The sequence below is a fragment of the Leucogemmata humicola genome (genome assembly GCF_055379415.1).
In genome coordinates this window covers 4,527,628-4,552,233 of record NZ_AP040875.1, presented here as the reverse complement: position 1 = coordinate 4,552,233, position 24,606 = coordinate 4,527,628, and the positions used below count along the sequence as shown (strand labels likewise).

General features: G+C 61.7%; 17 protein-coding genes and 6 tRNA genes. 10 read left to right on the top strand and 13 right to left on the bottom strand.

All coding sequences use genetic code 11. From position 1 onward, the window contains the following. Positions 1–68: 68 nt before the first annotated feature. The 7 genes from AC6H4Z_RS19465 to AC6H4Z_RS19435 form a co-directional block, all read right to left on the bottom strand. Positions 69–767: a hypothetical protein gene (locus tag AC6H4Z_RS19465; protein WP_497543621.1), complete on the bottom strand. Its 699-nt coding sequence runs from the start codon at positions 765–767 to the stop codon at positions 69–71. Between the two features lie 243 nt (positions 768–1,010). Further along, on the bottom strand, positions 1,011–2,063 hold the full coding sequence (gene mltG / locus AC6H4Z_RS19460; protein ID WP_497543620.1) for an endolytic transglycosylase MltG: 1,053 nt from the start codon (positions 2,061–2,063) through the stop codon (positions 1,011–1,013). Next, complete coding sequence (gene ruvX, locus AC6H4Z_RS19455) at positions 2,011–2,439, bottom strand: Holliday junction resolvase RuvX (protein WP_497543619.1); 429 nt, start codon at positions 2,437–2,439, stop codon at positions 2,011–2,013. The genes mltG and ruvX overlap by 53 nt, the downstream gene beginning before the upstream one ends. Before the next feature lie 16 nt (positions 2,440–2,455). Further along, positions 2,456–3,706, bottom strand: coding sequence for a transcription termination factor Rho (rho, locus tag AC6H4Z_RS19450; protein WP_497547068.1), 1,251 nt, complete (start codon positions 3,704–3,706; stop codon positions 2,456–2,458). A 311-nt stretch (positions 3,707–4,017) separates the two neighbouring features. Next, on the bottom strand, positions 4,018–5,040 hold the full coding sequence (locus AC6H4Z_RS19445; protein WP_497543618.1) for an MlaD family protein: 1,023 nt from the start codon (positions 5,038–5,040) through the stop codon (positions 4,018–4,020). Between the two features lie 67 nt (positions 5,041–5,107). Continuing rightward, a tRNA-Arg gene (locus AC6H4Z_RS19440) sits at positions 5,108–5,181 on the bottom strand. Positions 5,182–5,252: 71 nt separating this feature from the next. Further along, on the bottom strand, positions 5,253–7,964 hold the full coding sequence (locus AC6H4Z_RS19435; protein WP_497543617.1) for a M14 family metallopeptidase: 2,712 nt from the start codon (positions 7,962–7,964) through the stop codon (positions 5,253–5,255). Positions 7,965–8,171: 207 nt separating this feature from the next. On the opposite strand from AC6H4Z_RS19435, the gene AC6H4Z_RS19430 reads away from it, so the two are divergent. The 3 genes from AC6H4Z_RS19430 (at position 8,172) to AC6H4Z_RS19420 (ending at position 16,038) form a co-directional block, all read left to right on the top strand. Then, on the top strand, positions 8,172–11,090 hold the full coding sequence (locus tag AC6H4Z_RS19430; RefSeq protein ID WP_497543616.1) for a S9 family peptidase: 2,919 nt from the start codon (positions 8,172–8,174) through the stop codon (positions 11,088–11,090). Between the two features lie 326 nt (positions 11,091–11,416). Further along, positions 11,417–14,626: a SusC/RagA family TonB-linked outer membrane protein gene (locus AC6H4Z_RS19425; RefSeq protein ID WP_497543615.1), complete on the top strand. Its 3,210-nt coding sequence runs from the start codon at positions 11,417–11,419 to the stop codon at positions 14,624–14,626. Between the two features lie 23 nt (positions 14,627–14,649). Next, positions 14,650–16,038: a hypothetical protein gene (locus AC6H4Z_RS19420; protein WP_497543614.1), complete on the top strand. Its 1,389-nt coding sequence runs from the start codon at positions 14,650–14,652 to the stop codon at positions 16,036–16,038. Between the two features lie 152 nt (positions 16,039–16,190). On the opposite strand, the gene AC6H4Z_RS19415 is transcribed toward AC6H4Z_RS19420, so the two are convergent. The 5 genes from AC6H4Z_RS19415 to AC6H4Z_RS19395 form a co-directional block, all read right to left on the bottom strand. Beyond that, a tRNA-Pro gene (locus tag AC6H4Z_RS19415) sits at positions 16,191–16,267 on the bottom strand. A gap of 36 nt (positions 16,268–16,303) precedes the next feature. Then, a tRNA-Arg gene (locus tag AC6H4Z_RS19410) sits at positions 16,304–16,377 on the bottom strand. Positions 16,378–16,452: 75 nt separating this feature from the next. Then, positions 16,453–16,526: transfer RNA gene (locus AC6H4Z_RS19405), tRNA-Val, on the bottom strand. A 60-nt stretch (positions 16,527–16,586) separates the two neighbouring features. Continuing rightward, positions 16,587–16,659: transfer RNA gene (locus AC6H4Z_RS19400), tRNA-Gly, on the bottom strand. 125 nt (positions 16,660–16,784) lie between these two features. After that, positions 16,785–16,857 (bottom strand) — tRNA-Ala (locus AC6H4Z_RS19395). A gap of 273 nt (positions 16,858–17,130) precedes the next feature. Between AC6H4Z_RS19395 and AC6H4Z_RS19390 the strand changes: the two genes are divergently transcribed. The 3 genes from AC6H4Z_RS19390 to AC6H4Z_RS19380 all read left to right on the top strand — a co-directional run bounded on the left by AC6H4Z_RS19390 (position 17,131) and on the right by AC6H4Z_RS19380 (position 19,745). Next, positions 17,131–18,018: a sigma-70 family RNA polymerase sigma factor gene (locus tag AC6H4Z_RS19390; RefSeq protein ID WP_497543613.1), complete on the top strand. Its 888-nt coding sequence runs from the start codon at positions 17,131–17,133 to the stop codon at positions 18,016–18,018. Between the two features lie 153 nt (positions 18,019–18,171). After that, positions 18,172–18,930, top strand: coding sequence for an ABC transporter ATP-binding protein (locus AC6H4Z_RS19385; protein WP_497543612.1), 759 nt, complete (start codon positions 18,172–18,174; stop codon positions 18,928–18,930). Next, a complete protein-coding gene (locus AC6H4Z_RS19380) occupies positions 18,927–19,745 on the top strand; it encodes a hypothetical protein (RefSeq protein WP_497543611.1) in 819 nt (272 codons plus the stop codon). Before AC6H4Z_RS19385 ends, AC6H4Z_RS19380 begins: the two co-directional genes overlap by 4 nt. On the opposite strand, the gene AC6H4Z_RS19375 is transcribed toward AC6H4Z_RS19380, so the two are convergent. Then, the gene (locus AC6H4Z_RS19375; protein WP_497543610.1) at positions 19,714–20,115 is read right to left on the bottom strand and encodes a four helix bundle protein; all 402 of its coding nucleotides are present in this window, start codon (positions 20,113–20,115) and stop codon (positions 19,714–19,716) included. The genes AC6H4Z_RS19380 and AC6H4Z_RS19375 overlap by 32 nt on opposite strands. Before the next feature lie 153 nt (positions 20,116–20,268). Between AC6H4Z_RS19375 and atpA the strand changes: the two genes are divergently transcribed. From atpA to atpC, 4 genes are all read left to right on the top strand, one after another. Continuing rightward, a complete protein-coding gene (atpA, locus tag AC6H4Z_RS19370; RefSeq protein WP_497543609.1) occupies positions 20,269–21,876 on the top strand; it encodes a F0F1 ATP synthase subunit alpha in 1,608 nt (535 codons plus the stop codon). Positions 21,877–21,909: 33 nt separating this feature from the next. Continuing rightward, positions 21,910–22,773, top strand: coding sequence for an ATP synthase F1 subunit gamma (gene atpG, locus AC6H4Z_RS19365; protein WP_497543608.1), 864 nt, complete (start codon positions 21,910–21,912; stop codon positions 22,771–22,773). A gap of 116 nt (positions 22,774–22,889) precedes the next feature. Next, positions 22,890–24,320 carry a F0F1 ATP synthase subunit beta gene (atpD, locus tag AC6H4Z_RS19360; protein ID WP_497543607.1) on the top strand — a complete coding sequence of 477 codons (1,431 nt, stop codon included), beginning with the start codon at positions 22,890–22,892 and terminating at the stop codon, positions 24,318–24,320. A 14-nt stretch (positions 24,321–24,334) separates the two neighbouring features. Next, a complete protein-coding gene (gene atpC, locus AC6H4Z_RS19355; protein ID WP_497543606.1) occupies positions 24,335–24,583 on the top strand; it encodes an ATP synthase F1 subunit epsilon in 249 nt (82 codons plus the stop codon). The last annotated feature ends 23 nt before the right edge of the window (positions 24,584–24,606 follow it).

The following is a 24,606-nucleotide window of genomic DNA, read 5'->3' as shown; positions in this document are numbered from 1 at the left end:
CTTTCGAGTCCGGACCGCCGTGTGCGAGGCGGCATCGTCACGACGCCGCGCTCGCCCATGGCAGAAGACTAGCAGTTCGGAACCAGGAAGGTCCGAGTCGTCGGGGCAGCCGCGCCCTGCGGTCCGGCCACGATGAGATAATTCTTATCGGCGTTGAACGGGAGATCGACCGCTGGTCCCGTCGGAGTCAGCGAACCAGTGTTCGTGAACGTCACTTCGTTCGTGCCCGGGGCAACGGCGAAGAAGTTCGACGCAGTCGCAAACAAAATGTTGCTCGCGACCGGCGTTCCCAGCGTGCCACCCACCGCGTTCACGAACGCGTCGGCACCGTTTGAATTCGTAATCGCGTTGAACGCGCGCGCTCCCGACTGACCGCTCGGGGTGCTGAACGCATTGTTGAGCGTCGTGAAAACCGTCGCACCGGTTGCATCGGTGCTGGCGACGACCGTGAAACTACCGCCGAGCGTGAACGACGGCGTGAAGCCGTTCACGATCGTGGTCGTACCGGCCAGCTCGACGATCAGAGCTGGTGACGCCGACGCGACCGAAATGCAACTCGTGAACTGACCGAACCCGATCGACGCATTGCCTGTTCCGACAGCGCCGTCGAGGGCGATGTCGAACGTGTTGTTGGTAGCGTTGACGAACCGCACCGTCGTGGCGGTGCCGTTCACTGCGACCAAATTGTTGGAAATCTTATCGTCACATGCCGCCGAAAATGCGGCGACGGACACGAGCGCTAGCACCGTACATGTACGTCTGAACATACAAGCCTCCGGCATTGGTGTCGGGAGGGAAGGCAAGAGGTGGTCCGAACAAGGCCAGAGCACACGACTGTTCTGTTGAGGCGCATTCGCCGGCGCACGAACAGCTCGGCGCGTGCACGGCCCTGCCCGATTCACCAATCGGCCCACGAGACGACGCCGGCAACGACAAACGGCGCGCTATGGAAGCCGCGCCGTTCTTGTAGAGAATTTACTCATTCAGTTTTGCTAGTGCCACGCTAGGGCTTATTTGCCGCGCGCCGAGTCGCTTTTCCGGGCCACCTCGAGCGAGTCCCACGCTCGCCGTGCGTCGAGTTTGGCCTTCTCATGCCCCGCCAGGTCCGTGCGGAACTCGTGATGCCCGTCTGGAAACGCGACGAAGTATTCGTACGGAACGTTCGCCGGATACAGCGCGGCCTCGATGCTGGGCCGCCCCGGTGAGGCGATTGGGCCAGGCGGCAGTCCCTTGTACTTGTACGTATTGTAGGGCGAGTCGATCTCGAGGTCCTTGTAGTACACCCGCGCAACGTGCTTTCCCATTGCGAACTGCACCGTCGGATCGGCCTGCAACAGCATGTCGTGCTTGATGCGGTTGAGATACACCGCGGCAATGACCGGCCGCTCCTGCGGAACCTTCGCTTCCTTTTCGACGATCGCGGCCAAGGCCATCACGTCGTTGCGCGACATCTTGATGGTGTCGAGACGCGCCGTCCACGCCGGCTTCCAGATCTGTTCGTACCGGCGAACCATGGTATTCACAGCGGCCCGTGCAGTCGTCGCTTCCGGAAAGATGTACGTATCAGGAAAGAGGTAGCCTTCCAACGTCGGCGTCGGTACGCCGAGCTGGTGCAGCAGCGCAGTATCACGCGTTGCCGCTTCGACGGAATCGCGTGGTTGGCCGAGCTTCGTGGCGAGCAACGGCTCGATCTGGTTGAGCGAGAAGCCCTCGGGGATGGTGACGATGTGCACCAGTCCCTTCCCCGAGCGAAGCGCATCGATGACCGAGCCCCAGCTCGAGTTCTTGTGCAGCAGATACGTTCCCGCCCGAATCCCGCGGTCGCTCTTCGTCAGCGATGCATAAACTCTAAATAACCGGCCACCGCGTACGACTCCCGCTTTCGTCAGTGAATCCGCCGCGACGCGCATGCTCGCGCCCGGCGGAATATTCACGCGCACGGTAGGCCCGCCGCCACACGCCGCCGCGAGCAGCACGAGCCCGGCGGCCAGCGCGCGCCGCAAGGCGCGGTCAGCCCGCACGCCGCAATGCATGCTGAAGAAGAACGGTTGCGGCGAGCGCATCGACATCGCCCTTTCGGCCGCGTGTCGAACCGCCCATTTCGCGAATCGCCCGGAGTGCCGCCGCCGTCGTATAGCGCTCATCGACGAGTTCGACGGGCAGGCCTGTACGCGTGCTCAGCGCATCCGCAACAGCGCGTGCTTCGGTCGAGCGGGGTGTTTCGTCACCATTCCCGTCGAGCGGTAGTCCCATCACGAATCCTCGCGCCTCGAGCGCCACGGCTCGACGCATGATCTCGGCGACCGGTGGGCGTTTTCCGATGCGGCGTTCGATCACGCCAGCGGGCGACGCGATGGTTCCGGTCGGATCGCTGATCGCGAGTCCGATACGTCGCTCGCCATAGTCGATAGCAAGGAGACGGCCGCGATCTGTGGTCACAGGCGGTTCGGCTCGTCTACCCCTGAACCATCTGCTGGAAGAACTCTTTGTTGTTCTTCGAGCGTGACATCTGCTTGAGCAGGAATTCCATCGCGTCGACGTCTGGCATGTCGGAGAGAAAGTTGCGCAGCAGGTAAACGCGATTGAGTTCTTCCTGCGTGAACAGCAACTCCTCTTTGCGCGTCCCCGAGCGATTGATATCGATAGCTGGGAAGACGCGGCGCTCGGCGATCTTGCGATCGAGCACGAGCTCCATATTGCCCTTGCCCTTGAACTCCTCGAAGATCACTTCGTCCATCCGCGAACCGGTTTCGATCAAAGCGGTCGCGATGATCGTCAGCGATCCGCCTCCCTCGATGTTACGCGCGGCGCCGAAAAAGCGTTTGGGCTTCTCGAGTCCATTCGCATCGACACCGCCAGAGAGAATCTTGCCCGACTGCGGCGCAACCGCGTTGTGCGCGCGAGCGAGTCGGGTGATCGAGTCGAGCAATATCACGACGTCCTTCTTGTGCTCGACCAAACGACGCGCCTTCTCGATCACCATATCGGCGACCTGCACGTGGCGCGTCGCCTCTTCGTCGAATGTCGAGGCAATGACTTCGGCGTCGACGTTCGCGATCGTGTCCGTCACTTCCTCCGGGCGCTCGTCGATCAACAGAATGATGAGCGTGACCTCGGGATGATTCTCGCGAATCGCGTTGGCGATTTTCTGTAGGAGAATCGTCTTTCCCGCGCGCGGCGGGGCGACGATCAAACCGCGCTGTCCCTTTCCGATCGGCGCGATGAGATCCATGATCCGCATGCTCACGTCGCCGTCCTTCGTCTCGAGACGAATTCGGCCTTCCGGATAACGCGGACGGAGATTGTCGAACCCAACGCGCGCCTTGGCGACCTCGGGTTCGTCACCATTCACCGACTCCACCTTGAGCAGCGCGAGGTACCGCTCCCACTCCTTGGGCGGGCGAACCTGCCCCGACACTGTGTCGCCTGTACGCAGGTCGAAGCGCTTGATCTGCGACGGCGAGACGTAGATGTCGTCCGGGCCGTAGAGGTAGTTCCAGTCCTGACTGCGCAGGAAGCCGTAGCCCTCCGGCAAAATCTCGAGAACGCCCTCACCTGTGAGCGCGATCTTTTCGTCGAGCAGCTTCTGCTCGATTTGAAAGATGAGATCCTGTTTCCGGAGAACGCCGGGATTCTCGATGGCGTAGTGTGCCGCCATTTCGAGTAGCTCGGAAACCGGTTTGCGCTTCAGCTCGGCGATGTTCACAGACGTCGCGGTGACACGCAGTGGCGTCACCAATTCATCAGAGGAGGGGGACGAACGGGGCGCCGTCGTGGCGGAAGCGGAGGAGGGAATGGGCAGGGAATCTGACTCGGCGGGCGCAAGCGCACTGCCGGGAGCCGCTGGTGCCGCGCGCACCCGCCGCGAACTTTGCGGCGAACGGAGCGACGTCGAAGAAGGCGAAGACGAAAGGGGGGGACGGGGGCCCGAATTCATGCGAACCTATCAATGCCGCCGGGGAGGGTCAAGGGCACGCAATGGACGTGCCCTGTGCTGTATGTCACGAAGGGAGGAGATCAGAATGCGATATAGCGCAGAGGATGCTTCTTCATGTCTGCTTTGAGGGAGTCGATCGCCCTCAGGTCGCGCTGAATCGCGCGCACGATCGCCGAGTCGGCGAACGTGCGTCCCACTGATGCGTCGGGACTCGCAATGAGCTTTCGCACTTCCGCCAGTTCGTTCCTCGCACTCGTGATTTCCTGAATGATCGTGGAATCGCGCCTGAACCTGCCGAGTGCGTGTTGTTCAGAGGAAATGAGGGCGCGGATGGAATCCGCCCGTGCCATGGCGTGGTGCGCGCGCGACTTGAGTTCAGACGCTGAGCTGCGGGCCAAACCAAGCGAGCCGGTCGAATCTGCGAGTCGAGCAAACAGTCGAGCTGCACGCGCATGAATGCGCTGCATGTCGCCGTTCCGCTTATCGAGTCCAAAGGCGCCGAGCGTTCCCTCTGCGGTCTTTAGCCCAGCGGAGAGCACCTTCACATTCTCGAGAATTCCTGGAAACTCACGCATGGCGAGCGACGCTTCTGACGACAACTCCTCCATGTCGTTCTGCTCGAAAGCGCGCAGCGTGTCACCGTCGACTACGCCACGCGAGGCGAGCGTCCCGCTTCTCAAATACACCACACGGTCGCCAATGATGTTCGCGCCTGCGCGAACCTGAACGCGAGTGTCGAGCCGAATCTTCGACTTGTCCCCGTCGAGCACGTCGAGCGACATGATGAGCCGCTCTTTCTCGGGGGCGCTCGCGGACCGAAAGGAAACGCCTTTGACGAGGCCGACCTTCTGTCCGTCGAGCCAAACCTCGCTACCGCGAATGATTCCGCGCGCGGCGTCAGTAGCGACGTAGAGCCTGAACTTCTTGCCGCGCAGCGTGCCGACGCGACCGAACGTCAAAATACCCACGGCCGTTCCCACCACAGCGGTGAGAGCGACAATGCCGACGGTGAGTTGTGTCCAGCGAAGCCGGTGCGCCATGACCCGAACGAGCTGGGCAAGGCGCGGACCACCACCGCTCAGGGTGTGGTTGGGGCCGGACACTGTGAAGCATCCCGGTCCCGAAACGAACACAGGGCCGACGGATTTCCGTCAGGCCCTGTCTCATGCATGCGCACGGAGGGGCTCGAACCCCCAACCTCCGCCTCCGGAGGGCGGCGCTCTATCCAATTGAGCTACGCGCGCGTTGCCGCTCCGTACTCTCAGAGGCCGAAAGATGACACTATGACCGGCTCATCTCAAGGATGCACGCCCGATTATCGAACTCCAGATCCGGGCGGCCGCGAGCGCACCGAATCGCTGCGCGCTGGCAGCGAGGGCGGCGCTGTCCAGAAACCCGGCGATCCCTTCGCCTGATCAGCCATGTCTTTGCCGAAGTACAGCGAGTTGAACACCATCCGGAACGAGCCTGTCGGCTGTCCGCGCCAATTTGGATTGAACGCGAACATGACGACGTGTCCGTTGCCATGCTTCACGTCGAGCGCCGCAGCGAAGCCTTGCAGGAACTTGTCGCCGCCCGGCGTAATGAAGCCCGAACGCAGCGGCGACACATCCGCCGGATATTTCGCCAACACTGTTCCGGTGAATCCGTCGGTCGTTGTGAAGGCCGGTGGTTGATTCACGGTGACGTCGGCGCGATCAGGCATGCCGGCCATCACAGGGTGCGTGGGATCGATCGACACCTGCATGATCGACGTGCCCGTGAAATACTCTTTCCGTGACAGGCCAGCCGTCGTGTTCTGCACAGGAAGCTGAAGAGCGGTCGCAATGCTCGCTGCACCGTTGCCCCATGTGAGTACGGTGCCGCCACTCTTCACGAATTCGTCGACGGCGCGATTCAGGTCGTTCGCTCCGCCTGCGCCGCCGCCGCCAGCTCCGCGTCCGCCGCGTCCACCTGCGGCGCCCGCACCTCCGCCTCCACCGCCGCCGCCGCCACGACCGAAGCCGCCGAGTCCAGCGGGAAGAACCAGGACATCGAAGCGCGACGCGAGATTGCCCGCTTGCAGATCAGCGTTCGTGACTTTCGTGTATTTCACGTCGTGCGTGTCGAACAACCATTCGGTCCAGCCATCGTTGCCAAGTCCGATGCGCGGCGGCGAGCCGGAGACCGATGCGCCGGCTACACCAGATGTGCGCTCACCCGTAACCCAGAGCTCCGACGCCCACGCATCGAGCTTTGCCGGCGCTACACCCGACACGACATACCGACTACGACCACCCGCAGCAGACTGAAACGCAACGCTGCCGCCGGCGGCCAACGCGCGCGCCATGAGCGTGAAGGCGTTGTTCTGCGCGGGATCGAGCAAAACCTGATCACCGCTGCCCGTGAATCCTCCCGCGCGCGGTACGATACCGGCCGCGTTCGCGTTCATTGTGAACGGTGCGTCCGGCGCCGTACGCCAATCGACGGCCTTACCCGGAGGAACGGGCTTGAGCGCGGAACGAAATTCAGGTGAAAGGGGCGTCGCGGCCTCGATCACGTTCACACCCATCTGGAAAGGCAGCGTCCACCCGGCAGCGTCGTACGGATTGTCGTCGGCACCCTCGGGATAGTGCTGGACCTCGAATACTTCCTGCACGAGCGACGCGAACTCTTGATTCATCGGGATCACCCACGTTCCCTTGGGATACGTGGTGCCGTTGTACGCGACGTCGCGATCGAGCTGGCTAATGCGCAAGCCGTGAAAGGCGAATCGACGCAACAGCTCGACGGGCGCTACCGGATCGCGCTGGTCCTGCGGGATGATGTACGCGAACGGCCCAGCGGTGCTGTACTTCTTGATGACGTCTCGGCCGGACTGATACCGGTTATATAATATATCTTCTCTAAACTTCGCGCCGTATCTGAGCGTGGCCGTGGACGCCGTAACCATGATGTTCACGGCATCGCGCAAACTCCACTTTCCTTCGAGCCACGGGCTGAGGTAGAGCGCGGTCGGGCGAGTGTCTTTGTAGTCCTTCGGCAGGTCGGCAATCGTCGACGTACGCGTGGTAGCGCAGTTGCCGCCCTGCGTCTCGGTCCACCACGACGGAATGTTCTGATAGACGGGCATGTAGTCGATGTAGCCCGGGTAGTACGCGTCGAACGTCGCCAGCATGTGCGTCGCCCCAGGCTGACCGCTCGCGTCGAGATCCTGCGCGATCTGCATGCCGATCGTGTTGATCGTCCGCGCAGGAATCGCTGGCGCGCGAAGACCAACCGGATCGGCGAACGGCGGAATCCAGATACGTGTGGGAAAGGGCGACGACTGGTGGTGCACGTAGATGATGTCGGGTTCCCACTCGCGCCACACGCGCTGACGTACGCGCGAGTCGATGCCGTTCATCATGTAGCTGTCGCGGTTGTTGTCGTGCCCCATGTACTTCTCATAGGGATCGTTGTTCAGCGCCGGGCGACCGAACATCGTTTCGCGACAATTTTTCACGACGATGTCCTGACCGTCGGGATTGATCGTTGGCCAGAGGAAGAAGATCACGTTGTCGAGGATCTCTTTCACCGCCGGATCATTCGCCTTCGACAGCAGCTCGTACGCGAGCTGCGGCGTGTGCTGCGAACCCGCGATCTCACTCGCATGCAAGCCGCCGCTGATATCGATGATCACCTTGCCTTCGCGCGCCAGCTTATGCGCCGCCGAGTCAGTGAGACCCTCGGGGTGCGCAAGGCGCATGTTGATCTGCCGATAGTGATCGAGCTTGGCGTAGTTCTCGGGCGATGTGATGATCGCGGCCGTCCATGGACGTCCGAACGAGGTCGTCCCCACGTTGATCAGATGGATGCGGTTGCTCGCCGCCGCCAGCTTCTTGAAGTAGTCGATCGACTGTTCGTAATCGACGAGGTTGCTGTCCTTGCCGATTGGAAAGCCGAAGAAGGACTCAGGGCTGGGAACCGCGCCCTTTTGCGCCGACGCGCTTTGGAACGACACCAGCGCGAGCGCAAACGAAAACAAGAGGCGGGGAATCCGCGACAACAGCGAGGGGCGTGGGAAACTCCGCGACACGACAACTCCAGTCATTTCGATCAGCACCGTTTTCGGGAAGGGCGGGACGACGCCGGGGACGGCGTTGGCGCGCGATTTACCGAAAATGCCGGACCCGACGAATCATCGCCAGTGCATTGTGAGCATACCTCCCCGACGGTTATGATCAGCGCGACCAATTCCCGCCTTCGAGGTACCATGCCACGCATCGCTCGTCCCGTCTTGCTCCTTGCCTGTGTCGCCGCGCCTCTCGCGGCCCAACAGCAGGGCTCCGCGCCGTCCGCCGCGACCAAACCCGCGCTTACGATGGCGGACTACGCGAAGTGGGAAACGCTCGGATCGGGAACGATTTCGCCCGACGGCAAATGGGTCGCCTACGATTTCCGACGCGGAAACGGTAGCAGCGAAGTTCGCTACCGCGATCTCACCTCGAACACCGAGCATACGGTGCGATCGTCGAGCAACCCACAGTTCTCGAGCAACGGGCGCTGGCTCTTCTACACGGTGCTTCCCGACACGGCCGGCGGCGGGGGACGTGCTGGGCGCGGCGGGGCCGGACGAGGCGGCGCTGGCGGTGCCGCAGCTGCGCCGGGAGCGAATAGAAACAAAGTCGCCGCGGTCGACCTTCGGTCGAACACCACGTCGACCTTCGATGACATTCAGTCGTACGCGATGAGTGGCGACGGCTCGCGCGTCGCGCTGCGACGGTATGGCGCTCCTGGTCGCCGCGGAACAGACGTCATCGTGCGCGAGCTCGAAACTGGCGCGGAGCTGACGTTCGGCAACGTCGCCGAATCGTCGTGGAGCGATGACGGCGCGTTCCTCGGCATGCTCATCGATGTCGAGGGTAAGACGGGCAACGGCGTGCAGCTACTGAACACTCAAAGCGGCGCGATCCGTTCGCTCGACGCGAGCCCGCAGCAATACACCGGACTCGCCTGGCGCGCTAAGACGCACGACATCGCCGTCATGCGGAGCCGGACGGATAGCGCGTTTGCCGATACGAGTTACTCCGTCGTGGCTTGGCGCGATGTCGCCTCGCCCGCAGCGAAGACGACCTACGACTTCACGCTCGACAACACCTTCCCGAAAGAACTTCGCATCGCCGGATACCGCACACCGCAGTGGTCGGAGGACGGCAGCACGATCTTCGTTGGCGCCGCACCGCGCGAGCTCAAAGTGATGCCCGAGCGCCGCGCTCCCGGCGATCCGGCACCGGCGCGCGTTCAGGTGTGGCACTGGAAGGATCTGCGACAGTTCCACCAGCAAGAGGTGCAGTCGGCACAGGATCGTCAACGCACGACGCTCGTTGCATGGCACGTCGGCGGCAACAGCGCAGTGCGTCTGACGGATGATCCATATGAGCAGCTGCAACTCGCCGAGAACGAGAGCATCGCGATCGCATCGGATGAGAATCCGTACGTGCGCGAAGTGATGTCTGGTCGTGCGGTGCGCGACGTCTACACGGTCGACGTCGCAACCGGCAAGCGCACGAAAATTCTGACCAAGTCTCCGTTTGGTGTCACGCTCAGTCCGAGCGGTCGCGTCGCGCTCTACCAGCAAGACGGCCAGTGGTGGTCGGTCAACCTCGCGACGAGCGCGCGGTCGAACATCACGGGCAAGATCAAAAGCGTGTTCGTGAACGCGGAAGACGATCATCCGGTGCCGGAGCGTCGTGCGTACGGCGTTGCTGGCTTCACGACGGGCGAGAAGTCGGCGATCGTGTACGATCGGTTCGACCTTTGGCAGGTCGATCTCGATGGTTCGAATCCCATGCGTCTCACGCGAGGCAAGGAAGACTCGACGGTCTATCGTTGCGCGTCGGAAGGGTTCGGCGGCGGTGGTGGTGGAGGTCGCGGGGGTTTCGGCGGCGGTGCTCGCTCGGCCCCATGCTCGCTCGACGGTGAAGGCCGAACCATCGATACGAGCAAGCCGCTCATTCTCACGGCGACCGGCGACTACAACAAGAAGAGCGGCTACGCGACGGTCACCGTTGGTCAGGCGGCGAATCGGTTGGTGTGGCTCGACAAGTCGGTCACCGGCCTGCGACGCGCCAAGAATGCCGACGTCTTCCTCTTTCAGGAACAGTCGTACGCCGAGTCGCCGAACTACTTCGTGTCGAGCGCTGCGTTGAGTGATGCGAAGGCTGTGTCACACACGAACGCATTCCAGGGCGACTACGCGTGGGGCCGGCAGGAGCTGATGAACTACACGAACAAGCGCGGCGACAAGCTGCAGATGATGCTCACCTATCCGGCCGACTATCAGCCGGGCAAGAAGTATCCGATGGTCGTGTACTACTACGAGAAGCTGTCGCAGGGCTTCCATCAGTACGTCGTGCCGAGTGATCGGAGCACATATAACACGTCTGTATTCAGTCAGAACGGGTACTTCGTGTTGCGCCCCGACATTCTGTTTCAGGCGCGAAACCCCGGCTATTCTGGGCTCGACTGCGTGACGGCTGCGGTCACTACGGCGCTGGCGCGCGTGTCCGACATCGACGGAAAGCGCGTGGGGAACATGGGCCACTCGTGGGGTGGCTATCAGTCTGCATTCTATGCTGTACACAATCCGGGCATCTTCGCCGCGACGATCGCCGGCGCGCCGTTGACGGATCTCGTGAGCTTCTATGGCTACACGTCGGGGAACAGCGGTCTCGGCGAAACTGGACACTTCGAGACAGGTCAGGAGCGAATGCAGGTTTCGCTCTGGGAAGACCCCCAGGCCTACATCAGGAACTCAACGGTGTTCTCGATGGATTCATTGAAAACGCCCTTGCTGCTCGAGGAGGGTGATGCCGACGGCAACGTCAATCCGTTCCAGAGTCAGGAGGTCTACAACTTCGGCCGCCGCCTTGGGAAGAACGTGGTTTACCTCGTGTACGAGCAGGAAAACCATGGGGTAGCCCGTCCTGAGAGCCAGATGGATTACACGCGCCGTCAGCTCGAGTGGTTCGGGCACTATTTGAAGGGTGAGCCGGCGCCTGCGTGGGTCAGCGAGGGGGAGACGTATCAGGCCCGTCAGAGAATTCTAAAATCCGGGACTGCTGCTCCCGGCCCTGTCACGCCAACGCAAGCTGGCGCACCGACCACTCCGGGCGGCGCGTCGCGGCCGTAGCGCCTATCGATTGGTCCCATTCGCATACAAACGACAAAGCCCCGCCAGTGTGCGGGGCTTTGTTTACATCCCCAGATCGTGACTCACACCCTTCCGTAGCACAACACAATGAATTTGGAAGTGACGCGACGACTGCTTGACGTGATTGTGATAAGACGGTAGCATCTCACGCGCTTCAGTACCCCGCCTCACACGCGCCACACCTTCCCCACGCAGTGATTGGACGGCTTTGGCTGTCTAGGATCGCCCACGCGGTGTTGGACGTGTTTTCTCCCTGGAGGATTCCACACATGTTTCGAGCTCGGTGGAGATGTCTGGCAGTACACATGTTCGTGTTAACAGCCGCAGTCACCAGTGCGCGCTCGCTCGGAGCCCAGGGAACGATTACGGGGCACATCACGAGTGAAGCCGGCGCGCCACTCGCCGACGCGCGCGTGATCGTCATCGCGAGCACGGCGTCGGCGACGACTGGCCCTGACGGCCGATTTGTCATTCGAAATGTCGCCGCGGGCTCGGTGGCGCTCCAGGCGCTTCACGTCGGCTTCCAGTCACTCAAGAAGACCGTGACCGTCAGCGGCAAGGACAGCGTCGTTGCCGACTTCGTAATGAAGCAGGCGATCGTCCAACTCGACGAAATCGTGACGACGGCCACTGGGCAACAGCGCAAGATCGAACTTGGCAACAGCGTTCAAACGTTGGGGAACGTCTCTCAGAATGTTGAGAACACCGTGGTGACGTCGATTCAAGATCTCTTGGTCGCGAAGGCACCGGGTGTCAACGTGATGCAGGGATCTGTGATCGGCGCTGCTCCAACGATTCGCGTTCGAGGCATTTCGTCGATCAACCTGAGCAACGCGCCGATCTGGGTCGTGGATGGCGTTCGATACATCACGACGCAGGGGGCTTCGTCGGCCGGCTCAACGCCAATCAGCCTGCTCAACAGCCTCACGCCCGAAGAGATCGAGGACATCGAAATCGTCAAAGGCCCGTCGGCAGCAACGCTCTACGGGACGAATGCGGCGAACGGCGTCGTGGTCATAACGACCAAAAAGGGTCGCGCGGGAAGCACCAAGTGGTCCTTCAACGGTGAGCAACGCACCGTTGATGATCGCAACCCATACCAGGCGCAGTTCGCGAACTGGGGCCACACGGCGGCAGCGCCGACCAAGAACATTCGCTGCCAACTCTCCGTGATGCAGACGCCCTCATACTCCCTCTCGCAGGGCGCGACCTGTATCTCCGACAGCCTAACGAGCTACAACTACCTGACCGACCCGTCGCAAACGTTCATCAAGCTCGGTCGTGGGAGCATGGTCGGAGGCCAGGTTACGGGCGGTACGGAGGCGGTTCGCTTCTTCGTGAGCGGCACATCGGACAATGAGTACGGCCCGATTCAAATGCCGCAGTCGGACATCGACTACTACAACAACGTTCTGCACACGCCGGTGACCAACTCTATGTTGCACCCGCGGCAGCAACAGAAGCTCAACTTCCGCTCGAACGTTTCCGCGGCGCTTAGCCCAAAGTTCGATATTCAAGCCAGCGCCGGCTTCGGCAAGTCAAGCAACATCATCGAGCCGGACAACTCTCAGATCATCGGCCTACTCTACGTGGGCCAGTCGAGCTACGGCTGGAAGGGTTGCCCCGCCGGCACCGAGACCACCGGCTGCGGTATGACGGGCGCGGACGGAAAGGGCTATACCGATCCGACCGGATTCCCGCTGCACGACAGCAACAGCTTCGCGCCGGGCGACATCATGCAGTACGTGTGGACCGACGACGTTCAGCGCTTTACGAGCAGCTTGAGCGCGAACTGGCGTCCGCTGTCTTGGATGCAGAACGACGCGACGTTCGGCTTCGACCTTGCGGACCAGAATCAGTTTCACGTTTGCCGGCTGAACGAGTGTCCCGCGAGCGGCGCAACGGCGCGCGTCGGCAACGTGTATTCGCAGCAAGACAACCGACGCAACTTCTCAGGCAAGCTTTCGAGCACCGGTTCGTGGCAGGCCACCTCGTGGGCGAACCTGAAGACGACGCTCGGCGCCGAATACACGAACGTCGAAAACGACCAGCTTTTTGCCCAGGGTCGCACGCTAGCCCCCGGAGCGTCGACGCTCGGTGCCACCGCCACGTTCGTACAGTTCGGCGCGACTCAGCCGACCGCAGTCAAGACGCTCGGCTATTACGTGCAGGAGCAGGCCAGCCTTCGTGACCGACTGTTCCTCACGGTGGCCGCTCGATCCGATCAGAACAGCGCGTTCGGAACGAAGTTTCAAAAAGTCTTATACCCGAAGGTGAGCGCGTCGTGGTTGGCGAGCGACGAGTCATTCTTCCCGCACGTCGGCTGGATCAACTCGTTCCGTCTGCGAACCGCATTCGGCGCGAATGGCGTGCAGCCGCTGGCCACCGCCGCACTGCAGACCTTTACGGCGGCGACGCAGACGGTGACCAAGGTCGACGCTCAGACGGGAACTGATATTGCGGGCCTGGTCGCGAATCAGCCGGGCAACGCGCAGCTCAAGCCGGAAACGTCGAGTGAGCTCGAGACAGGGTTTGAAGGAGATTTCTTCAATCGCCGACTGCACATCGATTTCACCCACTACACCAAGAACACGAAGGACGCGCTCATCGCGCTTCCGATTCCCGCTTCAGTCGGCGCGCCCGTTCTGAGCCTCCAGCAAAACATTGGCAAGACGCGCAACTGGGGAAATGAGGTTCAGGCCAACGTCGTGCTCGTCGATCGCCGATCGTTCGGATGGGATGTGACGATTAGCGGATCGCACAACGACAACAAGTGGGTCGACCTCGGACAGGATCCATCGAAGTGCGGCACCGTGGCCGCCAAGGCTCTCGGGCAGGATTGCGAAAACCTCGTGCTTGGCGCCGGAACGGTCACGCAGCAGCGCAAGGGTGATCCGCTCTTCATGCAGTGGTATCGCCGGTTCTCATTCGCCGACAAGAACGGCGACGGAATCATTCAGCAGAGCGAAGTGCAGGTCGATGACACGCTGAGCAAAATCGGCGTTGGCTTCGCCAAGGACATGGCGTCGATTCAGACCGGATTCGATCTCTTCCAGCGTCGCCTACGGATCAGCGGTCTGTTCGACTATCGCTCCGGCGGCAACACGCTCGAAGGCAACTACTTCCAGTGCTCTTCGGCCCCGAAGGCGTGCCGCGACAGTCAGGATCCGACGGCGCCGCTCTGGATGCAGGCACGGGCCGTTGCCGTTACGTATGGCTCGAAGACGAATGGCACCACAAACACGACGCGCCTCGGCTATTTCTCGCCGTCGCAGTTCTGGAAGTTCCGCGAGCTCTCGGCGGTGGCGCAGCTTCCCCAGCGCGTGAACCGACTCCTCAGGGCGAGCACGGGCTCGACCTTCGTTTTCGGTCTTCGCAACATCCATACGTGGACCAGCTTCACCGGTGTTGACCCCGAGCAAAACTATGGCGTGACCTCGACCGAAATCCCGCAGGACTTCAATACCAGTCCGCCGCCGACGTACATCACCTTCCGTCTCAATCTGAAGTACTAACCCTACGCCGAGGACGATCTGATATGTCGAAGAAAATGAATCGCGCTCGGTGGGTTCTCGTCGCAGCCGCCGCTGGCCTTGTCGCCGTGGTTGGATGCGATCGAGTCAAGACCGAGCTGCTCGCGCCACAGAATCCGGGTCTCGTCGATCCATCGGCCGTCGGAACGCCGACGGCCGCCCTGGCACTTCGCGTCGGCGCGATTGGACGCTACAAGCAAGTGCAGGCAGGCGAGTCGATCTGGCAATATGCCGGAACGCTCGCCGACGAATTCAAGAATGCTGATTTCTCGTCTGACCGCATCAACGCTGACCAACGCCTCACGGACGCGGCTGTTTCGTGGAACTACGCCGGCGTGACACAATCGCGCGGGTTCGTACGCGATGCGATCAAGGCGATGAAGCAATTCAATCCAGATAGTTCGGCGCTCATCGGTGAGCTGTACATGGAGCTCGCGTTCTTCGAGATGACCATGGCCGACAACTACTGCAATGGAATTCCGTTGGGTCATACCGACAACGGTGTGTTCGTGAACGGCGCGCCTCTGACGATCTCGCAGGTCTACGACAGCGCGTCGGCGCACCTCGACACCGCGATGGCATTCAGCAGCAAGGCAACGGATGCAGGAAGCGTCTACATCAATCGCGCGGCTCGTGTGTGGAAGGCGCGTGTCCTGATCGACAAGGACAAAGCCGGCGCGGCGGCTGCCGCAACGTTGGTTGCCTCGGTACCCACGACGTTCGTGTACGACATGACGTTTTCGTCGGTGTCGGGCTCGAACGGCATGTGGACCCTCAACAATTCGACGGCGCGTATCGGTGTGTCTGACAGCTTTGACATCATCGGCGGCCAGGTCAACGTCATCAAGAACGCGTTGCCTTTTGCCTCGGCGAACGATCCGCGCGTTCCGGTCGCGGACGGAGATCAGCTCTCTCCGAAGGTTCCACCCGAAGATGGAGTGACCCGGCCCTTCTATCTCGCGCAGGGATACAAGGGGCAGTTCGATCCGCTCGTGCTCGCATCGGGCGTCGATGCACGGTTGTACGAGGCCGAGGCCAAGCTGCAGGCCAACGACATTGCCGGCATGATGACGATTCTCAATACGCTGCGTGCTGCAAAGCCGACGATCGGTTCGCTGTCGGTTCCAGCAATGGCAGCGCTGCCGACGCCGGCGAACGTGACGGATGCCACGTCGCTCCTCTTCCGCGAGAAGGCATTCTGGACGTTCGGTCGTGGTCAGCGGTTGCCAGACCTTCGCCGGCTCGTTCGTCAGTATGGACGCACCGACGATCAGGTCTTCCCGACGGGCAACTATTTCAAGGGCGGCAAGTACGGCACCGACGAGAATTTCCCGGTGCCGAGCAGCGAGCAGGTGAACCCGCTGTTCACGGCGTGCTTGGATCGTAAGGCATAGACTGATAGGCCAGCGATAGAAGGACGAAGGGCCCGCGACGGTGTCGCGGGCCCTTCGTTTATTCGTTCGCGCCGCGGCAATGACGTCAAACGACTCGGTGGAACGAAGAAGCGGCCACACCTCAAACGCGAGGCATGGCCGCTTCTTATATATGGTCGGGGCGACTGGATTTGAACCAGCGACCTCCTGCTCCCGAAGCAGGCGCGCTACCGGGCTACGCTACGCCCCGCCGAACTCACGAGTTTAACCGGCTCGCTTCCTACAGTGCGCCCAGAAGGACTCGAACCTCCAACCTTCTGATCCGTAGTCAGATGCTCTATCCAATTGAGCTATGGGCGCATACACACACACAATCGCCGCTGTGAAGCGGCGGACGTGCAACCTATTTCCGCGTTAGGAACGCGTCAACGGCAATGGGCGGTACAAGACTCGAACTTGTGACCTCCACGATGTCAACGTGGCGCTCTAACCAACTGAGCTAACCGCCCAAACTTCCAGAGTCTTGGATCTCGAGTCGTTAGACCCGACACCCCAGACCCTGCCTTCAAAGCGGGAAACGGGACTCGAACCCGCGACCCCAACCTTGGCAAGGTTGTGCTCTACCAACTGAGCTATTCCCGCAAAAAACTTTGGAGCTCGGAAGCCGACGGCCGGAGAGAAACTTCACACAACATCTTTCGGCATACGTCGCGGCAATTCTTCCGAGATACTAATCGACGAGGCACCAGCATCCTACAGCCACGTCATGGAGGCGAGCGGGATCGAACCGCTGACCTCTTGAATGCCATTCAAGCGCTCTCCCAACTGAGCTACGCCCCCTTCGCTACACCAAATCCTAACGGCTCAGACGGTTACCGCCAGGAACCACGAACTATAGCAGAGGGTATACCGAGTGTCAACGAATTGGGACTAGCGAAAATCTCATAGGCCGGTATTTTGCAGCGCCTTTCGCTCACTCGTAGCGAATGTTGTGCACGATGATTTTCCATCGTGCACTTGCATACATCCGTCGCGACGCGGAGTTTTTGTCCGCCGCCTATACATGCTCGAATCCACTCGCCCCCCGCGCGTGGAAAAACACCTACGCCTTCAATGACCGAACTCAAGCGCCGTCGCCGCCGTGCGGCCCCCGCTGGGATCGCTCCGAATGAACCGGAGCGCGATATTCTCGACCAGTACCTCTACGAGGTCAGCACCTATCCGCTCCTCAAGGGGACGGAAGAGATCGACCTCGCGAAGAAAATTCGCGCCGGTGATCAGGATGCCCTGCAGGAGCTGGTCAAGCGCAACCTGCGCTTCGTCATCTCCGTCGCCAAAAAATACCAGAACCGCGGTCTGCCCCTCATCGATCTGATCGGTGAAGGCAACGTCGGTCTCCTCACTGCCGCCCGAAAGTTCGATCCAGACCAGGGCGTCAAGTTCATCTCCTACGCCGTGTGGTGGATCCGCCAGGCGATTCTCTCCGCGCTCGCGCGACAGGGCCGCACCGTCCGTGTGCCGCTCAACCGCACAGCCGATCTTTCGAGAATCATCAAGGCCTCGGAAATCCTTCGCCAAAAGCTCAACCGCGAACCGAGCCCCGAAGAGCTGTCCCAGCTCACCGGACTCTCGGTCGACGTCGTGCAGTCGCTGGCCGCGCTCAACACGAGCGACGTTCGCCTCGACGCGCCGATGGATCCCGAAGGCGATCGTTCGCTCATCGAGCGCTTCGTTGCCGACGAGATGCCCGACACGGAAGAAGAAGCGATGAACCGCTTCCTCACCGACGAAATCGAGCAGGCACTCAGCACGTTGCCCCCGCGCGATGCCAAGGTCCTGCGCCTGTATTTCGGCCTCGAAGGCGGCCGTGAGCACACGCTCGAAGAAATCGGCTCGATGCTTGGCGTCACGCGTGAACGTGTTCGCCAGCTTCGCGATCGCGCGCTCAAGCGCCTCCGCGAAGGCGATGTCGGCCGAGCACTCGGCAGCTTCGCAGCGTAAACAGCAGTCGAGGAACTGAAAGAGGGCCGGCGAAAGCCGGCCCTCTTTCTTTTTCCGCCTAGCCACCGCTTCCCAGGCATATCACATTTCTGGCCGGGCGAAAACGGGTAGTCGCGTTCTCGCCTCGCTCTTCACGCTTCCCGCTGCCCCGCCATGATTCGGTTGATCGACGTTTATAAAGCCTTTGGCCCAAAGAAAGTCCTCGAGGGGTTCACCCTCGATGTGGTCGAAGGCGAAACGATGGTCATCATCGGCTACTCGGGCACAGGAAAGTCAGTCGCGATCAAACACATCGTCGGCCTACTCGAACCCGACTCTGGCCACGTCATCGTCGACGATCTCGAAGTGCCGTCGCTCTCTCGGCGCGAGCTGTATCAACTTCGGGCGCGCATCGGATACGTCTTTCAATTCGCCGCGCTCTTCGATTCGTTCTCCATCGGCGAAAACGTCGCGATGGGCCTACGAAAGCAGCAGGAACTCTCCGAACGCGAGATCGCCGACCGTGTGCACGAAGCACTCGATCTCGTCGATCTACCAAACGTCGCCGATCGTTTTCCCGCAGAACTCTCCGGCGGCATGCGGAAACGCGTCGGCATCGCGCGCGCAATCGCGCTTCGGCCGAAATACATCCTCTACGATGAACCGACTACCGGCCTCGACCCGGTAACGAGTGCAGTCATCGATCAGCTCATGGTTCGTATGCGCGACCGCCTCGGCGTCACGAGCATCGTGATCACGCACGATATGCGAAGCGCTTACACCGTCGGCACGCGCATCGCCATGCTGTACCAGGGACGCGTGCGCTCCGTGGGAACGGTGGAGGAAATCAAGAATTCGACAGATCCGCTCGTGCGACAGTTCGTCGACGGTCGGCCAACGCTCGACGCAGACGACGCCGGAAGCAGTACGTGACCCTCGCGCCAGCGCGAACTGAGCTTTCGGCGAGCAACACGCCGGCAATCATCGTCTATGCGCACCGCGAACGCGCGCGTGCGTTGATGCGATCGGCGTTTCCGCGCCGACGGATGCGCGTCGTTCTCACGAAAACGCTCGAGGATTTCGAGCTCGCCTTCCGCGAGAATCTGGTCGACGCCGCCGTCGTGGACGTTGGGAGCGCGCAGGAAGAGACGTGGAGAGTCGCCGCGCTTGCGCGTGAGTTTCCGAGCGCGCCGTTCTTCGGGCTCGCCGCACTGCGCGCCGCCGAAGGCCCGGCGCTCGCGCAGTGCGCGAGCTACGAGTTTGCCGACGTGCTCGTCGATGGCGTGGACGACGCTGCCGCACGCGACATCGTCGCACAACAGAGTTTCTCCACGCGCTTTGCGAACGCGCTCGAGGCGCCGCCACGCGTGCTCGGACTCGATGCACCGCTGCAGCGCGATGCGTGGCGGTTCATTGTGTCGCACGCAGGTCGTCCGGTTCGCACGTCGGCGCTTGCCCACGAGCTCAAGGTCACGCGCGAGCATCTGAGCCGATCGTTCTCCGCCGACGGCGCGCCGAATCTCAAGCGCATCATCGACCTCGTCCGGATCATAGCCTCGGCAGAGCTGGCCAAGAATCCTGGGTACGATCTACGCGACGTCGCCAAGATTCTGGACTTCGCGTCGTCGTCGCATCTATCGAGCACGGCGATGCGAGTGGTTGGCACCAAGCCGACATCATTGGCGCGGTTGAGGACAGTCGACCTCATCGAGCGCTTCAGGAAGGGGCACGGGCGGAGCCGGGGGTAGGTTCGGGCGCGAGCTGTCGCTCGAGATACACGAGGTAGCCTCCGAGCAGTCGATTGACGCTCTGGATGCGATTGGACAGATCGGCGTGCGTTTGGGCCGGGATGAGCTCGGCCTGTCGTACGATGGCGAGGTTGGTTTCCAGACGCAGTAGTTCGCGTTTGGCCGCTCGATACAGTTGCCGCTGTTCCGGAGCAGTGTAACGTCCATAGCCGTCTGCAATTGTGCTGGCCGCCGCGAGGGCGGACAGCATGAGCTGGTCAGTCACGACTTTCGTCTCACGACGAGCGGCTTGGCGAGAGGAGCGCACGATGTCCGCCGCGAGTGCGACCGCTTCCTGCCATACCTTGAGTTCCCGAATGCTGGCTGCCATGGACGACAAGATGGGCTGGCTCCGTTCAGGGCCAGAACCATTGGATTGCATGCAGTTAGGAAATAGTGCGTCTTGCCGTGTAGACCCTCCTTGTGATATTTTTCACAAGCACCGATAGAACCTTCACGCCGTCCCGCTTTCCGACAACACCGTATGGCCACCGACACCACACTCCGCCCCGGCGAAATCAAGGACATCCTTCTTCGCGAGATCGAAGCCGCTGACCTTCACGAGCTCGATGTCGAAGAGGTTGGAACCGTTCTCGAAGTCAAAGACGGCATCGCGCGCATCTACGGATTGCAGAAAGCGATGGCCGGCGAGATGCTCGAGATCACGTCGTCCGAGACGGGCGCGAAAATCACCGCGCTCGCACTGAACCTCGAAGAAGACAACATCGGGTCGGTCGTCCTCGGTGACTACCTCCAGCTCAAGGAAGGCGACGAGGTTCGTCGCACGGCCCGCGTGCTCGAGGTTCCCGTCGGTCCTGAACTCGTCGGACGCACGGTCGATCCGCTCGGTCGTCCGCTCGACGGACTCGGCGACATCAACGCAAAAACCACGCGCAAAGTCGAATCGAACGCGCCAGGTATCATCGTCCGCCAGCCGGTGAAAGAGCCGCTGCAGACGGGTATCAAGGCCATCGACTCGATGATCCCGATCGGCCGCGGACAGCGCGAGCTCATCATCGGTGACCGCGGTATCGGCAAGACCGCCGTCGCGATCGACACGATCATCAATCAGAAGGGCACGGGCGTCATCTGCGTGTACGTCGCCATCGGTCAGAAGGCGTCGACCGTTGCGTCAGTCGTTCAGCGCTTGAAGGAAGCGGGCGCGATGGAATACACCATCGTCGTCACCGCCTCTGCGTCCGACCCGGCGCCAATGCAGTACATCGCACCGTACTCCGGGTGCGCCATGGCCGAGTACTTCATGTACAACGAAGGCAAGCCGACGTTGTGCGTGTATGACGATTTGTCGAAGCAGGCCGCTGCGTATCGTCAGCTGTCGCTCGTGCTTCGTCGTCCGCCGGGCCGCGAAGCATTCCCTGGCGACGTGTTCTATCTCCACTCGCGTTTGCTCGAGCGCGCTGCAAAGCTGAGCGAAGATCCGAGCGTGGTGGATGGCAAGACGATCCTCAAGCCGGGCGGCTCGCTGACGGCGCTCCCGATCATCGAAACGCAGGCCGGCGACGTCTCGGCGTACATCCCGACGAACGTCATCTCGATCACCGACGGTCAGATCTTCCTCGAGTCCGATTTGTTCTTCGCCGGCGTTCGCCCTGCGATCAACGCCGGTATCTCGGTGTCACGCGTCGGTGGCTCTGCACAGGTAAAGGCGATGCGTTCGGTGGCTGGTCGTCTCCGTCTCGACCTCGCCCAGTATCGCGAGCTCGAAGCGTTCTCCGCGTTCGCGTCCGACCTCGATGCCGCAACGCGCCGTCAGCTCGATCGTGGCGCGCGGACCGTCGAAGTGCTGAAGCAGGCGCAGTACCAGCCGATGCCGGTCGAGCAGCAGGTCATGATCATCTGGGCGCTCACGAACGGCTTCATCGACGACATCGCGCTTGCGCGCGTGCGCGAGTGGGAGCGTGGCTTCCACGAGTTCATGAAGAGCAAGTATCCGCAGGTTGGCGATGCGCTGCGCAGCGGCAAGACGATCAAGGATGTCGAAGCCGATCTCAAGCGCGGCATCGAAGATTACAAGAAGGGCGCAGGCGCACCGAAGGCTGAAGCCGAGCGTGTCGAGGCTTCGGTCAAGTGATGGCGACGTTGGTTCTCCTGAACAGGTCTCGCCATGGCTAAGGGCCGCGAACTCAAAGGTCGCATCAAGTCCGTCGAGAACACGCGCAAGATCACGCGCACGCTCGAGATGGTCGCGACCTCGAAAATGAAGCGCGCACAGGATCGCGTATCGGCCGCTCGGCCGTACGCGAACGCGCTGCGCGACGTGATTGGAAGTCTCTACTCGCCGGAGCTCGCTGAGCGTTTCCCGCTGCTCCGGCAGCCGACGACGATCAAGCGAGCGGGCGTCATCCTGATCACGGCCAATCGTGGTCTCGCTGGCGCGTTCAACGCGAACCTGATCAAGGAAGCGCGTGCGACGATTGCCAGACTCGAAGGGCAGGGCATCGCCGTCGAAGTGCACGCGGTCGGCAAGAAGGGACTTGGCTACTTCCGCTACATTGGTCGCACGGTGGCCAGCAGCCGCACGGACATCAGCGATCGTCCAACGGCGGAGAATGCCGCGGAAATCGTGAATCCGCTCACCGAGGCGTTCGCGCGCGGCGATCTCGATGCCGTGTACGTGATCGCGCCGAACTACAAGTCGGTGTTGTCGGCTCCGCCGACGACGACGCAGGTATTGCCGGTGCAGCCGCCCGAAGCGGGCGCGAAGCAGCGTGACTATATCTTGTCGCCCGACGCGGAGACGATCCTCGGCGAACTGCTTCCGCTGTATGTTCGCAACGCGGTGTATCGCGCACTGGTCGAGATGACGGCGTCGTTCTACGCCACGCAGCGCACCGCGATGAAGAACGCGACGGACAATGCCAGCGACATGTTGAAGATTCTCGCTCGTACGTACAACCGCGCGCGCCAGGCGACGATCACGCAGGAAATCGCGGAAATCGTTGGTGGTGCAGCGGCACTGCAGGGATAGAAGAGACAGGTCACAGATCACGGGTCACTAGTCTCAGGGTTTTACTGAGACCTCAGACCAGAGACCTGAGACCTCAAGAGTCGGAAGAACCATTCAATCGCTATTAGGACAATCTCATGGCCACCGCCACCGCGATTCATAATATTGGTAAGATCGTCCAGGTCATCGGACCGGTGCTCGACGTCGAGTTCGAGGCCGAGCATCTGCCGGAGATCTACAACGCGCTCGAAGTCACTGGCACGGCGGATGACGGCACGCCGATCCGCGTCGTGGTCGAAGTGCAGCAGCACATCGGCCGCAACCAAGTGCGCGCGGTCGCCATGTCATCCACGGACGCCGTGGTTCGCGGCATGGAAGTCGTCGACACGGGCGGACCGATTGCGGTTCCCGTTGGCGCTCCGGCGCTCGGACGCATCTTGAACGTGCTCGGTGAGCCGGTGGACAACGGCGCGCCGATTCCGAAGGACGCGCTGCGTTGGCCCATTCACCGCAAGCCGCCCGAGTTCGTGAACCTCGAGCCGAAGACCGAAATCTTCGAGACGGGCATCAAGGTCGTCGACCTGATTGCTCCGTTCGTGAAGGGTGGTAAGATCGGTCTGTTCGGCGGCGCCGGCGTCGGCAAAACCGTCGTCATCATGGAACTCATCAACAACGTCGCGAAGGGCCACGGCGGTAAGTCCGTGTTCTGCGGCGTGGGTGAGCGCACGCGCGAAGGAAACGATCTCTATCTGGAAATGAAGGAGTCGGGCGTCATCAACTCCTGCGCGCTGATTTACGGTCAGATGAACGAGCCGCCGGGTGCGCGTCTGCGCGTCGGTCTATCGGGCCTCACGGTCGCCGAATACTTCCGCGACGAAGAGCATGCTGACGTGCTCGTGTTCATCGACAACATCTTCCGCTTCACGCAGGCCGGCTCCGAAGTGTCCGCGCTGCTCGGTCGTATGCCGAGCGCCGTCGGTTACCAGCCGACCCTCGCGACGGAGATGGGCGATTTGCAAGAGCGCATCACATCGACCCGCGACGGTTCGATCACGTCGGTGCAGGCGATTTACGTTCCTGCCGACGACATCACGGATCCGGCACCGGCGACTGCGTTCGCGCACTTGGACGCGACCGTCGTGCTCTCGCGCGCGATCACGGAGCTCGGCATCTACCCCGCCGTCGATCCGCTCGCATCGTCGTCGCGAATTCTCGATCCGCAGTTCATCGGCGCGCGCCACTACAAGGCCGCGACGGACGTGCAGCGCATTCTCCAGCGCTACAAGGAACTGCAGGACATCATCGCGATTCTTGGTATGGACGAGCTTTCCGAAGACGACAAGAAGATCGTCGGACGCGCTCGCCGTATTCAGCGCTTCATGTCGCAGCCGTTCTCGGTCGCCGAGCAGTTCACGGGTATTCCGGGTCGGTACGTCAAGCTCGAAGAAACGATCTCGTCGTTCGAGCGACTGGTGGCGGGTGAGTTCGACAGCCTCCCCGAGCAGGCCTTCTTCATGGCAGGCGGCGTCGCCGACGTCGTCGAGAACGCGAAGAAGCTTCAGGGCTGAGCGGAGTAGCGATCATGTTGAACGTCTCGGTGATCTCGCCGGAAGCGGTGTTGTACGAGGGGCAGACGGATTCCATCGTCGCCCCGGCGCACGACGGTGAGGTTGGTATTCTCACGGGCCACGCCCCGATGATGGCGCTGCTCGGCAAGGGCGTGCTTCGGCTCGGCGGCGCGAGCGGCCGGAAGTTCAACGTCGAAGGCGGGTTTCTTCAGGTCGTCGACAACACGGTGCGCGTCGTAACCGAAAAGGCATCGGCGGCTTAAGGTTCTTCGGATGCAACGACAAA